Annotated in this window: 12 protein-coding genes; 8 read left to right on the top strand and 4 right to left on the bottom strand. The window is 40.6% G+C overall.

Going from position 1 to position 16,018, the window contains the following annotated elements; translation table 11 throughout:
• Window positions 1-101: 101 nt before the first annotated feature.
• The 8 genes from H6G79_RS21360 (at window position 102) to H6G79_RS21325 (ending at window position 11,619) form a co-directional block, all read left to right on the top strand.
• On the top strand, window positions 102-563 hold the full coding sequence (locus H6G79_RS21360) for a chemotaxis protein CheW (RefSeq protein WP_242048492.1): 462 nt from the start codon (window positions 102-104) through the stop codon (window positions 561-563).
• 138 nt (window positions 564-701) lie between these two features.
• Window positions 702-1,895, top strand: a complete 1,194-nt coding sequence (locus H6G79_RS21355; protein WP_190593143.1) for a protein-glutamate O-methyltransferase CheR — start codon at window positions 702-704, stop codon at window positions 1,893-1,895.
• A gap of 432 nt (window positions 1,896-2,327) precedes the next feature.
• On the top strand, window positions 2,328-3,980 hold the full coding sequence (locus H6G79_RS21350; protein ID WP_190593144.1) for a methyl-accepting chemotaxis protein: 1,653 nt from the start codon (window positions 2,328-2,330) through the stop codon (window positions 3,978-3,980).
• A gap of 179 nt (window positions 3,981-4,159) precedes the next feature.
• A complete protein-coding gene (locus tag H6G79_RS21345) occupies window positions 4,160-5,830 on the top strand; it encodes a methyl-accepting chemotaxis protein (protein ID WP_190593145.1) in 1,671 nt (556 codons plus the stop codon).
• A gap of 23 nt (window positions 5,831-5,853) precedes the next feature.
• The gene (locus H6G79_RS21340; RefSeq protein ID WP_190593146.1) at window positions 5,854-6,558 is read left to right on the top strand and encodes a chemotaxis protein CheW; all 705 of its coding nucleotides are present in this window, start codon (window positions 5,854-5,856) and stop codon (window positions 6,556-6,558) included.
• Window positions 6,558-8,774 carry a hybrid sensor histidine kinase/response regulator gene (locus H6G79_RS21335; RefSeq protein ID WP_190593147.1) on the top strand — a complete coding sequence of 739 codons (2,217 nt, stop codon included), beginning with the start codon at window positions 6,558-6,560 and terminating at the stop codon, window positions 8,772-8,774. Before H6G79_RS21340 ends, H6G79_RS21335 begins: the two co-directional genes overlap by 1 nt.
• A 260-nt stretch (window positions 8,775-9,034) precedes the next feature.
• Window positions 9,035-10,030, top strand: a complete 996-nt coding sequence (locus H6G79_RS21330; protein WP_190594872.1) for a chemotaxis response regulator protein-glutamate methylesterase — start codon at window positions 9,035-9,037, stop codon at window positions 10,028-10,030.
• Window positions 10,031-10,281: 251 nt separating this feature from the next.
• The gene (locus H6G79_RS21325; protein WP_190594871.1) at window positions 10,282-11,619 is read left to right on the top strand and encodes an ATP-binding protein; all 1,338 of its coding nucleotides are present in this window, start codon (window positions 10,282-10,284) and stop codon (window positions 11,617-11,619) included.
• 84 nt (window positions 11,620-11,703) lie between these two features.
• On the opposite strand, the gene H6G79_RS21320 is transcribed toward H6G79_RS21325, so the two are convergent.
• The 4 genes from H6G79_RS21320 to sufC all read right to left on the bottom strand — a co-directional run bounded on the left by H6G79_RS21320 (window position 11,704) and on the right by sufC (window position 15,984).
• Window positions 11,704-12,183 (bottom strand): DUF6174 domain-containing protein, encoded by a 480-nt coding sequence (locus H6G79_RS21320; protein ID WP_190594870.1) that lies wholly within the window; start codon window positions 12,181-12,183, stop codon window positions 11,704-11,706.
• Between the two features lie 357 nt (window positions 12,184-12,540).
• Window positions 12,541-13,803: a cysteine desulfurase gene (locus H6G79_RS21315; protein ID WP_190594869.1), complete on the bottom strand. Its 1,263-nt coding sequence runs from the start codon at window positions 13,801-13,803 to the stop codon at window positions 12,541-12,543.
• 34 nt (window positions 13,804-13,837) lie between these two features.
• A complete protein-coding gene (sufD, locus tag H6G79_RS21310) occupies window positions 13,838-15,196 on the bottom strand; it encodes a Fe-S cluster assembly protein SufD (RefSeq protein ID WP_190594868.1) in 1,359 nt (452 codons plus the stop codon).
• Window positions 15,196-15,984, bottom strand: coding sequence for a Fe-S cluster assembly ATPase SufC (gene sufC, locus H6G79_RS21305; RefSeq protein WP_190594867.1), 789 nt, complete (start codon window positions 15,982-15,984; stop codon window positions 15,196-15,198). Before sufC ends, sufD begins: the two co-directional genes overlap by 1 nt.
• Between the last annotated feature and the right edge of the window lie 34 nt (window positions 15,985-16,018).

Genomic DNA, 16,018 nt, shown 5'->3' with positions numbered 1-16,018 from the left:
GGATTTTGAATCAGTACACCCCTATACCCTCGCCAAAACCCTTGATTTTTAGTTTTGATTTGTAAGTCCTATAAGTAACATACGGAAATGAATACATGCTCATGTTACTGTTTAGAGTTGGCAATGAACGATATGCGATCGCATCTCAAGAGGTTGTGGAAGTTATACCATTGGTTATTCTCAAAAACTTGCCACACACACCAAAATATCTAGCTGGTGTATTTAACTACCGTGGTTTTGTTGTACCAGTTGTTGATTTATGTCAATTGATGCAGGGTAAAAGCTGTGGCGATAACTGGAGTACGCGAATTATATTAGTTAACTATTGTCGAGATAATCATACTCAACATATTTTGGGTTTGATGGCAGAACAAGTAGTGGAAACATTGCACAAATCTCAAACTGAATTTATTGATGCTCATATTCAGATAGATACAGCACCATATTTGGGCAAAATGATTGTAGATGAACGCGGAATGATTTATTGCCTTGATATTCAATCCTTGTTATCGGAAACAGAGCAAATAAATTTCTTATCGGAAAATCTTTTAAATAGAGTTTAGGGCTTCGATGTTAGGGACGAGAATGTGTATGAATATTTTGTTTAATTAGTTAGTATTAACTGATTTCTGAATAAAAAACACTAATCTCTAGCCTCTAGCCACTAGCCTCCAGCCTGATGTAATTTAAAGACAGTCATAATGGTGCAATCTGTCATTGAAGCTTTACTGAGAAGCAAAATTGGTTTAGATGTTAACTCAATTGGTTCTGGTGCGATCGCCAGTGCGATTTATCAACGAATGGCAGATTGCGGTATATCAGAGATGTCTAGCTATTGGGGATATTTACAAGATTCTCCCCAAGAATGGGAAGCATTAATTGAGAATGTGATTATTCCAGAAACTTGGTTTTTTCGGGAACCAGAATCATTTGCGCTGCTCAAAAGCTATGTATTATCAGAATTGTTGCCTAAAAAACCGCAAGGTGTGTTGCGGGTTTTAAGTGTACCTTGCGCCACTGGTGAAGAACCATATTCGATTGCGATCGCGTTATTAGAAGCTGGGTTAACATCTACTCAATTTCACATTGATGCTGTTGATATTAGTAAACAATGTTTGTTAAAAGCCCAAACAGCAATTTATGATAAACACTCATTTCGTGGTCATAATTTTACTGCTCAAGCAAATTATTTTAAATTAATTGATTCTAAATATTATTTGCAATCATCAATCAAAAATTTGGTAAGGTTTATCAACGGTAATTTAGCCGATACTAATTTTAGTGTCTATCAACAAAAATATGATATAGTCTTTTGCCGCAATTTATTAATATATTTTGACAGTAAGACTAGAGAACAAACCATTCACATTCTCGAAAATTTACTTGCTAAAGAAGGTTTATTATTCGTTGCGTCTGCCGAAGCTGCATTACTGATAAAGACTCAATTAGTCGCTGTCCGTCAATCTTCAGCGATCGCTTATCAAAAGTTGAGTCATCACCAAGATTTGATAACTACAAAAAAATCATCTGAATTGACTATTCACAACAAGGTAGAAATTGCATCACCCCAAGATATATCTGTAAATCATTCTAATAGTAATTTATTCGATTTAGCTAAACTTGCAGCTAATCAAGGTCGCTTAGAAGATGCAATTCAACTATGTAAAGAATACCTCAAGCAAAATCAAATTAATGCTGAAGCTTATGTTCTGCTTGGTGAAGTACAGCAAGCAATGGGACAAAATGAACAAGCTGGAGAATCTTTTCGTAAAGCAATTTATCTGCAACCTAATCATGAAGCAGGATTGACTCATTTAGCCTTACTCAAAGAACAGCAGGGAGATAAAACCAGTGCTGATTTACTTTGGCAACGCATCTACAGATTACAGTTTTGATATGTGAATAATCGAGACAAGGGCGACAAGGGTGACGGGGTAGACAAAGTAGACAAGGTAGAGGTGTTTGTAATTCATTTAGGATTTTTTCATTTATTTACAACCCCTCGCACAGTATGGCGTAAATAAACAGACTATAAGAAATTGCTAAAAGGCTTGTGATATCGTTATTATTTATTTTTACTTTTGCCTTCTTACAAAGTTAGGCGGGACGGAAACCGACACCGCCTACTTTGCGCTTTTTACTTTTGCCTTGTTGTACTAGCCCCTAACCTCTAGCCTCTCTTATCGAGCTTCAATTACAAAAAGTTCACACTTATTTAAGTAAGTTAATAACATTAGAGAAAATTTAAATAACTGAATTGTTAGTTTGCTTTTTTGTTGGGGAACCTTAGTATTTGTAAGCTTTGATCAGATAAATCAAAAATAAAAATGCTAGATAATTGGAAACTTAAAGATAGAACTTTGTTAGGATTTGCTATCCCGACAATTTTAATATTTGTTTTTAGTGTGATAGTTTATGCCACTAGTAGTCAGACCAGGATTATTTATAAACAAGTGGGAATGTCAAACGAAGCCATTATAGGGACAAATAATATGGCCTTGAGTCTGGCAAACATGAATTTGGCAATTCGGCGATATTTATATAATCCGAAAAAATATCAAGATGCGTTGGAAAGATATGCTTTTTTTAATCAAAGGTTTCAAGAAGGATTGAATATTGCTTCTAAGGTTGCTGAAGATAAATTTCAGGAAGAAAGATTAAAAACAATGCAGAATATGTTCAATGAATTTGAAATGTTGGTTAAAGATACGATCACAACACCAAATTTTGAGAACAATAGATTTTTAATTGAGCAATATCTAGAAAAATCTGGTGATATGAGCTATAAATTCCGTCAAATTCATGAGGAGTTTGCTAGTCACCAAAAAGAAATTATGAGCAACCGGATTGAAGGGACAAAAGTGATGCTCAACTTGATGAGTTTATTAGCGGTGTTAGTAACAATATTAACTATAGCGATCGCATTTTTTGTCACTTCAGTTGTTTCTAGGTCTTTGGGTAGTCGAGTTTCTCAGGTTGTAGATGTCGCCGAGCAGATTTCTGCTGGTGATTTCACTTTATCTTTGCCTGAGAACGAATTGAAGACCAAAGATGAACTTGGTCAAATCATGGCATCTTTTCAGATTATGTTGCAAAAGTTGAGTACCTTGATTCGTCAAGTTCAAAGTTCAGGTATTCAAGTCACAACCTCCGCCACCCTAGTAGGTGCTGCGGGTACACAATTAGAAACAACACTCACAGAACAAGTAGCATCAACAAACCAAGTCACAGCCACAGCCAAAGAAATCGCCGCCACCTCCAAAGAACTAGCGCACACAATGGAACAAGTGGTCACAATGTCCCAAGCGACAACCACAGCCGCTAACATCAGTCAAACAGACTTGCAGCGCATGGAAACAAGTATGCGTCAGTTAGCAACAGCCACAAACACCATCGCCACGAGACTAGGGATTATTAGCGAAAAAGCTAACAACATTAATAATATTGTCTTAACAATTACTAAAGTTGCCGACCAAACCAACTTACTCTCGTTAAACGCCGCCATTGAAGCGGAAAAAGCCGGAGAATATGGTTTAGGGTTTGCGGTAGTAGCCAGAGAAATTCGCCGATTAGCAGACCAAACCGCAGTCGCCACATTAGATATTGAACAGATGGTCAAACAAATGCAATCTTCGGTGTCAACAGGGGTGATGGAAATGGATAAATTTGCGGCGGAAGTCGGGCGGAGTGTGGCAGATGTCAGCCATATTAGTAGCCAAGTTGGGCAGATTATTCAGCAGGTGCAAGACTTAAACCCACGTTTTGCGGCGGTGAATCAGGGAATGGAAATGCAGTCATTAGGAGCGCAACAAATTAGTGATGCAATGGTGCAGTTAAGCAGTACCTCAATTCAAACTGCCGATTCTCTGCGAGAAATTAATCAGGCGCTTGCCCAACTTAATCAAGTCGCTCGTGGTTTACGCCAAGAAGTTTCTGTGTTTAAAGTTAATAGCAATGCTGTAGTACCGACTTTATCGTAATTTCAAAATAATTATCCTCGAATTACGGATGCCAATTTCCCGCAACAAAGGCTATTAATGGCTAATTAACCGAGGTTTAGCTGTTGTAGTGGAATTAAATGCTTAAATTATGAATTTTCTGATTGATTAGTTATTAATTTCTATTTCTAGAATAACAAATAATCACAAAGGAAAATAAGATGCCGCGAGGTATAAAAATCAATCATTTTATCATGGGTGGATGTACGCTTATTGTTGGGTTAACAGGGATTGCCAGCTATATTTCTAACTCAAATACTAATTTACTTATAGCATCGAATAATTGGGTGAATCAAACTTATGCCATCAAATCTCAGTTAAAGGAACTGGAAAAATTTTTACTTGATGCTGAAACAGGTCAGAGGGGCTTCATTATTACTAAAGAAGAAAGATATTTGGAACCATATAAATTAGCTCAATTCAAGTTAAAAGATACTTTTATTCAAGTCAGAAGTAAAATTTTAGATAATTCTAGACAAGTTAAAACTCTGGGGGAAATTGAACAATTAAGCCAAGCAAAAATGGCTGAACTAGAAACAACTATTAAAATGCGGCGACTTGGGCAGGAAAAAGAATTATTGGCTTTGATTTTATCCGATCAAGGTAAAAATTTGATGGATGACATCAGACTCAAAATGAATGAGATGTTAGCGGTGGTAGACCAAAGTTTAGTCGAAAGACAAAAGCAAGCTAGTCAAATTCAACGTGTTGCTGTCTTGGTGAATTGGGGAACTTTTTTGGGGATTGTGATTGTAACTATAACTGTTTGTTTGGCAATTATCTTAATTCCTAGTCGGGAGTTGGCGCGGTCTTTGCAAACAGCTTTTCATTTAGCTGACAAAGTAGCGGCGGGAGATTTTACCAGTAATGTAGAAATCACTGCCAATCATGAGATTAATAAGCTAATGGCAGCACTCCAAACAATGAAACAGAAATTGAGTACCTTGATTCGCCAAGTCCAAGGTTCAGGTATTCAAGTCACAACCTCAGCCACACAAATAGCCGCAGCCGGCAAACAATTGGAAACAACACTCACAGAACAAGTAGCATCAACAAACCAAGTCACAGCCACAGCCAAAGAAATCGCCGCCACCTCCAAAGAACTAGCGCACACAATGGAACAAGTGGTCACAATGTCCCAAGCGACAACCACAGCCGCTAACATCAGTCAAACAGACTTGCAGCGCATGGAAACAAGTATGCGTCAGTTAGCGACAGCCACAAACACCATCGCCACGCGACTAGGGATTATTAGCGAAAAAGCTAACAACATTAATAATATTGTCTTAACAATTACTAAAGTCGCCGACCAAACGAACTTGCTCTCGTTAAATGCTGCCATTGAAGCAGAAAAAGCTGGAGAATATGGTTTAGGGTTTGCGGTAGTAGCTAGAGAAATTCGCCGATTAGCAGACCAAACCGCAGTCGCCACATTAGATATTGAACAGATGGTCAAACAAATGCAATCTTCGGTGTCAACAGGGGTGATGGAAATGGATAAATTTGCGGCGGAAGTCGGGCGGAGTGTGGCAGATGTCAGCCATATTAGTAGCCAAGTTGGGCAGATTATTCAGCAGGTGCAAGACTTAAATCCCCATTTTGCGGCGGTGAATCAGGGAATGGAAATGCAGTCATTAGGAGCGCAACAAATTAGTGATGCAATGGTGCAGTTAAGCAGTACCTCAATTCAAACTGCCGATTCTCTGCGAGAAATTAATCAGGCGCTTGCCCAACTTAATCAAGTCGCTCGTGGTTTACGCCAAGAAGTTTCTGTGTTTAAAGTCAAAAGTGATGATTTTTCATCCTTCACCCCAGTTGATGTAGCAGCTTAATCAAGAGATATGACCATTGACTTATGACCACTCAAGTAGAAAGTTGTTGGAATGTAATTGGCATTGAGGGCGATCGCACTTGTGCGGAATTATCTACACATATTCATTGTCGCAACTGTCCGGTTTATTCGGCGGCTGGTCGCTGTTTACTAGAACGCCCAACACCAGAAAAATATCGTCATGAGTGGACACAATTCATTGCGGAATCTCCCGCCCAGAAAAAACCGCATCTACCTACCTACGCGGTGCGAACCAGTGAAACTCTAACAGTAGTAATTTTTCGGTTGCATCAAGAATGGTTGGCACTGCCGGCACAGGTGTTTAAAGAAACCACACCTCCGAGTGTGATTCATACCCTACCCCATCGCCACAACCAAGTCTTACGAGGATTAATTAACATTCGGGGTGAATTGCTTTTATGTGTTTCCTTAAGTCATTTGTTAAAAATTGAACCCAGTGAACCACCCCAAGCAAGTCTGAGTCCTGTATCTCATTCCCGAATGGCAGTTATCGAAAAAGCTGGTAATGCTTGGGTGTTTCCGGTGGATGAAATATATGGTGTCCACAGATTTCATCGACGAGAATTGCGTGATGTGTTACGTAATGTCACTCAAACTTATACCAAAGGTTTATTTTCCTGGCAACCTCTGAATCTGCCCACAGTGCGTACTGTCAGTTATTTGGATGATGAATTGTTATTTACCAATTTGGCGAAGAAGGCACAGTAATGAGCGAAAACGCTGACCTCAGTCAGTTATCCTTATTTGATTTGTTCAAAATGGAAGTCACAACTCAGGTTGTGGTGCTGAACAATTGTTTACTGGCGCTGGAAACCAATCCTGATCCCAAATCAGAATTAGCGGCTTTAATGCGGGCTGCCCATTGTATTAAAGGTGCTGCAAGAATTGTCCAACTTGAACCAGCCGTCACCTTAGCCCATGTGATGGAAGATTGTTTTAGTGCGGCACAAGTTGGCAAGGTGAATTTAACGGCAGATGATATTGATGTATTGTTGCAAGGGGTGGATATGTTGCAAAACATCGCCACCAATGCCGAACTACAACCAGGAAACCAGCCCCAGATTCAAGCTTTAGTCAAGGCGATCGCTAATATTTCCACAACTGTGAATATCCCAGCCCAAGATATTATACAGCCCCCGCCCCCAATCGAAGTCCGTCAACCAGAAGCCTTAGTCAGTCCCCAAAACCAAACCGTGCGGGTGAGTACAGATAATCTCAGTCGCTTGATGGGATTAGCCGGGGAAACCATTGTTAGCAGTAAATGGTTAGAGTCATTTACCGAATCATTTGTCCAAGTCAGAACCAATCAAATCGAGTTATTGAAATTAATAGTTAAATTACAAGAATTATTTAGCGATCGCACCCTAGATCAACATATTCAAGAACATTTAAGTACAGTACATCAAAAAACCAGCGAATGTACCCGTTTAATTAGCGATCGCCACACCGAATTAGAATCCTTTGCCCAGCGTTCCGAAAACCTCGCCCATCGTTGGTATCGAGAACTAATTACTACCCGGATGTGTCCCTTTGCCGAGGGCTGGCAAGGGTTTCCGCGCATGGTACGTGACCTAGCCAGACAGTTGGGTAAGCGCGTGAACCTCGAAATCAAGGGTCAGCATACCTTGGTAGATCGGGATATTTTGGAACGCTTAGAAGCTTGCTTAACCCAAATCCTCCGCAATGCTGTTGATCACGGTATAGAATCTCCTCCAGAACGGATAGCCCAAGGTAAATCTGAAGCAGGCACAATTACCATTGAAGTTGTCCATCGGGCGGGGATGTTATTTATCACCATCTCTGATGATGGCAGGGGAATTGATTTGGAGTTTTTGCGTCAAGAAGTTGTCAAAAAACAACTGGTAAACGCAGATATGGCCATGCAATTAACTGAAGCAGAGTTAATGGAGTTTTTGCTATTACCAGGATTTTCCACCACACAAACTATTACCGAAATTTCTGGACGGGGTGTGGGTTTAGATATTGTCCATAATACCGTGCGGGAAGTTGGCGGCACAGTCAGGGCAGTTTCTCAACCAGGAACAGGGATGAGTTTCTATTTGCAGTTACCCTTGACTTTATCTATTGTGCGTACCTTATTAGTAGAGATTGCCGAGGAACCTTACGCCTTTGGGTTAACTCGAATTGATCAAGTTTTGATGTTATCGCCATCAGAAATTGCGCTGTCAGAAAATCGCCCGTTTTTTTGGCTGAATCATCAACCAGTAGAATTGATTTCCGCGCGGCAAGTTTTTGAGTTACCCTTAACTGCGGAAAATCCAGAATTATTAGCAGTGGTGGTGATTAGCGATCGCCTCCATCATTATGGACTAGTTGTTGACCGCTTTATTGGTGAATACACTTTAGTTGTCCGACCTTTAGATTCCAGGCTGGGGAAAATTCCCAACATTAGCGCCGCCGCCCTCATGGATAATGGGAATCCCGTATTGATTATCGATGTCGAAGATTTAGTTCGTTCTATGACCAAGGTGGTTGCTAGTGGTCAACTAAGTCAAGTAAATCAATCAACACAGCAGACATTGAGCAAAACTCACAAGCGCATATTAGTTGTAGATGATTCAATTACCGTCCGGGAAATGGAACGCAAGCTTTTAGAAAATCACCATTACCAAGTTGATGTCGCCGTCAATGGGATTGATGGTTGGAACGCCCTACGCACTAGCGATTATGATTTAGTAATTACAGATATTGATATGCCCAGGATGAATGGTTTTGAACTCACCAGCCAAATCAAAACCCATCCCCAGTTAAAAAATATCCCCGTAATTATTGTTTCTTACAAAGACCGCCAAGAAGACCGCATTCAAGGCTTAGAAGCAGGTGCAGACTACTATCTCACCAAAAGCAGCTTTCATGATGACACTTTATTACAAGCCGTAATTGACCTGATTGGTCAGGGTTAAGACTCTATGAACAGCATTCACCAACAAGATATAAAAATTTCTCCCACTCCCCACTCCCCACCCCCCACTCCCGACTCCCCACTCCCCACTCCCTACTCCCCACTCCCCATTCCCCACTCCCCACTCCCGACTCCCCACTCCCCACTCCCTACTCCCCACTCCCCATTCCCCACTCCCCACTCCCCACTCCCCACTCCCCACTCTCCATTCCCCACTCCCGACTCCCCACCCCCCATTCCCCACTCCCCACTCCCCACTTTATGAGAATCGCCATTGTCAACGATATGCGGATGATGGTGGAAGCGATGCGGCGAATATTAGCCACAATCCCGGAGTATGATTTGGCTTGGGTGGCTTACGATGGTGCAGAAGCGGTGAGCAAATGTGCAGTTGATACCCCTGACTTAATTTTGATGGATATTTTGATGCCTTGTATGGATGGAGTGGAAGCCACAAGGCGAATTATGAGTCAGTCGCCCTGTGCAATTATTATTGTGACTGCGAGTATTAATCGCTATGCGGGTAAAGTCTTAGAAGCAATGCACTATGGTGCTTTAGATGCCATCAATACACCTGCTGAGGGTAGCACAGGGCTGTTAAACAAAATTCGTACCATCGCTAAATTACTTGGTAAATCTCCCCAGGTGCGAACAGTCAAAAAACTGTCATCTTTGCCGAAATTATCACCACCACTAATTGTCATTGGTGCTTCCACTGGCGGCCCCCAAACATTGGTAAAGATTCTGGGGCAATTTCCGCAAAATTTTGCAGCTGCGATTGTGATTGTGCAGCATTTGGATGCTCAGTTTACTCCAGGTTTTGCCGCTTGGTTAAATGAACAAGTTATCTTACCTGTGGAAATCGCAACTACAGGTTCTAGACCACAACCAGGCAAAATTTTTTTAGCTGGGACAAATCAACATTTAGTGATCACGAGTAACCTGAGTTTTGACTATGCGGAACAACCAGCCAATTGTCTTTATCGTCCATCTATTGATGTTTTATTTCAAAGTGTGGCAAAACATTGGCTAGAGTCAGGAATTGGGGTATTACTAACTGGGATGGGAAGAGATGGCGCTCAAGGTTTGAAGGTTTTACGCGATGCAGGTTGGCATACCATCGCCCAAAATCAGGAAACTTCCATTGTTTATGGAATGCCAAAAGTAGCAGTGGAATTAAAAGCGGCTGTGGAAGTTTTACCAGTTGATGCGATCGCTGCTGCTTGTACCAAGATATTACGGATGTCGGACAATTAAACCCCATTAAATTAATTTGACCACAGTAAATATACGATATTTTTTCAGAAAAAATACTGAATATTCGTGAATTTTGTTAGTTATTTTTGATTAACTAACATCGGTTTAGTTATATCTAAAGCCATATTTACTTTCATATATATTAAGTTATAATAAACTCACAAATTATTAGAAATTTAATAGTTCTTGATTGCTCTCCTAATTGGCTACCATCCAATTAATATCCCTATCTTTGACACTAAGGATATCAAATGCTATTACCTAATTTAAATATGCAGTTAGCATCACCAGATTTACTGGAAGAATTAAAATTACCAACCGAAGATGTCAAAATATTGTTAGTTGATGATCAGGCAATATTTGGTGAGGCAATTAATCGCATGATTGCCAAGGAAACCGATATTACTTGCAATTATGTTAGTAATCCTTCACAGGCTTTGCAAAGTGCGATCGCACTTGAGCCAACGGTCATTTTGTTAGATTTAATTATGCCCGATATGGATGGCTTAATGCTGTTGCGTTGGTTTCGTTCTCATCCATCAACGCAGGAAGTTCCCATCATTATGTTATCCAGTAAAGAAGAACCAATACTCAAAGCGGAAGCCTTTGCTGCGGGAGCTAACGACTATTTAATTAAGTTACCAGATGCGATAGAATTAATTGCCCGTGTTCGTTATCATTCCAAAGCTTTTAATAATTTAAAGGCGCTCTCAACTGCCACAGCAACAGCGAAACTACAAGCACAAGAACTCGAAAGTACACTCCATAAATTGCAAGCAACTCAAGTGCAACTTATTCAAACAGAAAAAATGTCTAGTTTAGGCAGAATGGTTGCGGGTTTAGCCCATGAAATTAATAACCCTGTGAGTTTTATTCATGGCAATTTTAATTATCTCAACGAACATATTCACACTATTTTACGGCTAGTTGAAATCTATCAAAAAGAATATCCCGAAGCAGAAAAATTGATTCAAGAGAAAATTGGTGATGTAGACTTAGATTTTATTGTAGATGACTTTCAAAAAATTCTCTCTTCTATGAGAGTTGGAACTGACAGAATTAAAGACATTATCCTTTCTTTAAGAAACTTTTCTCGACTCGACCAAGCCGATCAAAAAGCGGTAGATATTCATGAAGGTATTGAAAGTACATTATCTTTACTAAATCATCGTCTCAAGCAAGAAATAGAGATAGTTCAAGAATATTCAACATTACCCCTAGTTGAATGTTATGCAGCCCAATTAAACCAAGTATTTAGCAATATTATCAATAATGCGATTGATAGTTTATTAGAAAATGAAAAATCAGAACATCAAAAGCAAATTATTATTAAAACAGAAGCTACAGAATCAGAAACCATCAAAGTTAGAATTATCGATAATGGTTCTGGAATTGCCCCCGAAATTCAAAGTAAAATATTCGACCCCTTTTTTACAACTAAACCTGTAAATAAAGGCACTGGTTTAGGTTTAGCAATTAGCTATCAAATTATCGAAAGTCATCATGGTACTATTTCTGTCAAATCTGAGCCAGATAAGGGAGCAGAATTTATCATTGAAATTCCAGTCAGAGTGAGCAACAACAGGTGATAGAAAAGTAGGTTGGGTGGAACGAAATGAAACCCAATCGAGTCTTGATAATATTGGGTTCCATTCCTCCACCCAATCTGCACCTTAACGAATTTTTTCAAAATTGCTGATTGTCGTGAAAATTCCAGCATCAGCAGCAAGATTACCAATATTAATTTGAGTCGGATAACCACGTTGTGGATTGTATGTCACAGTTAATTCCGAGCTTTCACGAATCGCATTTCTAATCAAATTAAAAAGTCTAGGAACGGTGCTATATGGTTTTAATAAACTAGGATTTACTGCCTGACCAGTTGCGGCATTGGTGATAGAAACTGTGATACCGTTGCGTACCTCAATGATTGATGGGCCTCGAAATTCAGGCGCACAAAAACAATTATTAGTTACCGTGTAACGGTAGTTTTTGATGTTTTGGCGATTCCATAATTGCTCATTAATTCTTAACTGCTTTAAGTTAGAATTTGGTGATGTTTGTACTACTTGCACAGGAGATGCAGAGAATACCGGAGCATTGAAACTTAAAGATGCTACCAAGATTGCACCAATAGTTATAGGTAAGCGCATATCAATCCCTTATTAAACTCAATTTGAAACTTCAACGTGGCTAGATAAAATTTCTCGTAACTGAAATTTTTCTTAACATTTGCCACATTTTGCACAGATAATACCAATTTAAAATTAAGAAAGCTAGATATCACAGGGATTTGCGACAGAGATAAATCAGGAAAGTCTTACTGGAGCATTCAGATCAGGCTTCTTTCCTACTCCCGACTCCCCATTCCCTATTCCCTACCTACACAAATAAATTCAGAAATCAAACCGGATTCCTATATCTTTTGAATGATGATACAAATTGTGCCAATTATTAGCCGTATTTAAGGCTGACAATTGGCACAATTATTATGGAAATATTTGCTAAAGTTAACCAAAAATACCCGTAAAAAAGTCAATAGTTTCCTTCAATGCTTTGATGAATACGTCAATTTCTTCGCGGGTATTATAGAAAGAAAAACTTACCCTTGCGGTTGCTGGTAAACCTAAATAGCGGTGTAATGGTTGGGTGCAGTGGTGTCCAGAACGGATAGCAACGCCTTCTTGATCTAATAATGTAGATAAGTCGTTGGCGTGGATATCTGCGACTGTGAATGCAGCTAACGCGGCTCTCCCTTCTCCATTCGCATCAGGTTTGGGGCCATAAATCCGAATTTGGGGAATTTTCGCTAATTGTTGGAATAAATAAGCAGTCAACTCGGCTTCGTAGGCATGAATTTTATCCATACCTATATTAGTAAGATAATCTATGGCAGCACCGAGGGCGATCGCTTCTCCAATAGCAGGTGTTCCAGCTTCAAATTTATGGGGTAATTCGGCATAAGTAGAATGATCTAAATATACCTCGGCAATCATTTCACCACCGCCAAAAAATGGTGGCATTGCTTCTAACAATTCCAGCTTGCCATATAAAAAGCCTATACCAGTGGGGGCGCACATTTTATGTCCTGAAGCCACCAACCAATCACAGCCTATTTCCTGCACATCCACAGGTGTATGAGGCACACTTTGACAAGCATCAACTAAGAATTTCGCGCCGTATCTGTGAGTAATATCAGCAATTTCTTTCACTGGGTTTATACAACCCAAAGTGTTAGAAACATGAACAATTGACACCAGTTTTGTTTTCTCAGAAATCAGTTGTTTAAACTGTTCTAAATCAAATGTTTCTTCTGGTGTTAGTCCAACAAATTTGAGAACTGCACCCGTTTTTTGTGCCACAAATTGCCAAGGCACAATATTACTGTGGTGTTCCATCACCGACAGAATAATTTCATCACCCGGATGTAAATTATTCATCCCCCAGCTATAAGCAACTAAATTAATTGCTTCGCTGGCGTTGCGGGTGTAGACAATTTCTTGACGAGATGCAGCATTAATAAATTTGGCAATTTTATCGCGTGCTGCTTCATAAGCGTCAGTGGCTTTTGCACTCAATGTATGAGCGCCACGATGGACATTAGCATTGTACTGCTCGTAATAATTCCGCAGGGCATTTAATACAAGCAAGGGTTTTTGCGATGTCGCCGCATTATCGAGATAAACCAAGGGTTTACCATTGACTTCCTGATGTAATATCGGGAAGTCAGCGCGGACTTTATCGGCGAGGGTTTTGGTAGCTGTAAAAGTCATTGGTAATTAGTCAATAGTCATTAGTTATTAGTCATTAGTCATTAGTCAAAGACTTAAAACTAGTGACGGTGTTTAGCAATATGTCTCTGAGGGAAGCAAGAGGAACTTTGTTGATGATTTCGGCGGCGAAGGCGTTAATTAATAAATTACGTGCTGCACTTTCATCAATTCCCCGGCTTTGTAAATAGAAGATTTCATCATCTTCTAACTGACTCACAGTTGCACCGTGAGCGCATTTAACGTTATCGGCGGTAATTTCTAATTGGGGCTTGGTATCTACTCGCGCTTTGGAGGATAGTAGTAAATTGCGGTTTAATTGGGCTGCGTCAGTTAACTGGGCGGGTTTAGGTACAAATACTTTACCATTGAAGATTGCATGAGCGCGATCGCCAACAATACATTTGTGCAATTGTTCACTTTTACCATAAGGATAATTGAGAGCGATCGCACTGTGGGTATCCGCCACTTGCTTCCCAGAAATCATCGCCAAACCGTTGAGTGTGGTTTCAGTTTGCTCACCAGTTTGCAAAATCTCCAAATTGTGCCGTGATAACTTTGCGCCTAAACTCAAAGCATTACAGGTATAGCGACTATAACGAGCTTGGTTCACAGCAGTCTTCCCAATGTGAAACGCCTCAGCGCCTTCTCTCTCCACTCTAGTATGATTTACCGCCGCATTCTCACCAACCCAAATTTCTGTAACTGTGTTGGTAAAGTATACTTCCTTGGCGCTCTCTGCGTCTTGGCGGTTCGTAAACTCCTCAACCAAAGTCACCTGCGAACCAGTTTCCGCCACAACCAAACAACGCGGCTGAGAAATAGTCGCCGTCTCCCCAGCAACCGAAATAAACAGCAGATGAATAGGCGTGTCAACTACAACATTTTTAGCCACCCATACAACTGCTGCATCTGTTAAACCAGCAGTATTGAGAGCCGTGAATACTTCCAAAGCGCCCTCAGCTTGAGCCAGATATTTGCGGATGCGATCGCCTGCAACTGTTAAACCAGTTAAATTACCAACTAAAATACCATCAGGTAAATTAACAGCAGATAACTCCGGCGCATAAACACCATTAACAAACACCAACCGATTATCAGTCAGCGATGTTACATTTAACTTCTCTACATTATTAACTGGCTGCGCCTTGCGAAACTCCACACCCCGCAAATCTGACAAATCAGTAAACCGCCATTCTTCCTCGCGGGTTGTGGGGATAGTTGAGTGACGTACCCAATTTGCAGCTTGTTGGCGTAATTCCGCTAACCCGTCCGCTTCAGTTACACTTACTTGATTTAACAACCCAGTTAAATAAGCATCTCTATCCAACAGAGAAGACACCAAGCTGACTGCATCTGAGTTAGGAATAGCACTAGGAGAAACTTGAATAGACATTACACACCCACCTCAACCGCACTTTCCTCCAAAATCCAGTCATAACCGCGCGACTCCAATTCCAGAGCCAGTTCCTTACCGCCACTGGTGAGAATTTTGCCGCGTGCCATCACATGAACAAAATCCGGCACAATATAATTGAGCAGACGTTGATAGTGGGTAATCATAATCGTCGCATTGTCTGGATTAGTCAGTTGATTTACACCATGCGCGACAATTTTTAGCGCATCAATATCTAAACCTGAGTCTGTCTCATCCAAAATTGCCAACTTCGGTTCTAACAGCGCCATTTGCAGAATTTCATTCCGCTTTTTCTCACCACCAGAAAACCCTTCATTGACACTGCGGTTGAGGAAAGCTGCATCCATCTTCACCACATCCAGCTTTTCCTCAATCAAATCATCAAAATCAAATGCGTCTACCTCTTCCAACCCTTGCGCCTTCCGCCGAGAATTGTAAGCCACCCGCAAGAAATCCAAATTACTCACACCAGGAATCTCTAACGGATACTGAAACGCCAAAAACACCCCAGCCCTAGCGCGTTCTTCCGGTTCCATTTCCAATAGGTTCTGCCCTTGGAAAATCACCTCACCGCCAGTCACCGTATACGCCGGATGTCCCGACAACACCTTAGAAAAGGTACTCTTACCAGAACCATTCGGCCCCATGATGGCATGAATTTCACCAGCCCGAACCTCCAAATTCACACCCTTCAGAATCGGCGTACCACCAACCTCAGCCGTCAAATCTCTCACCGACAGCACAACTGCACTATTTTCAATAATCATCTTTTCTCTCTCTTCTCTTTCTTTCTTCGCGCTC

Origin of the sequence: Anabaena sp. FACHB-83 (assembly GCF_014697485.1) — a bacterium.
GTDB lineage: Bacteria > Cyanobacteriota > Cyanobacteriia > Cyanobacteriales > Nostocaceae > Nostoc_B.
Note: the sequence above shows the minus strand (reverse complement) of the source record. Positions and strands in the feature narration are given on the sequence as shown.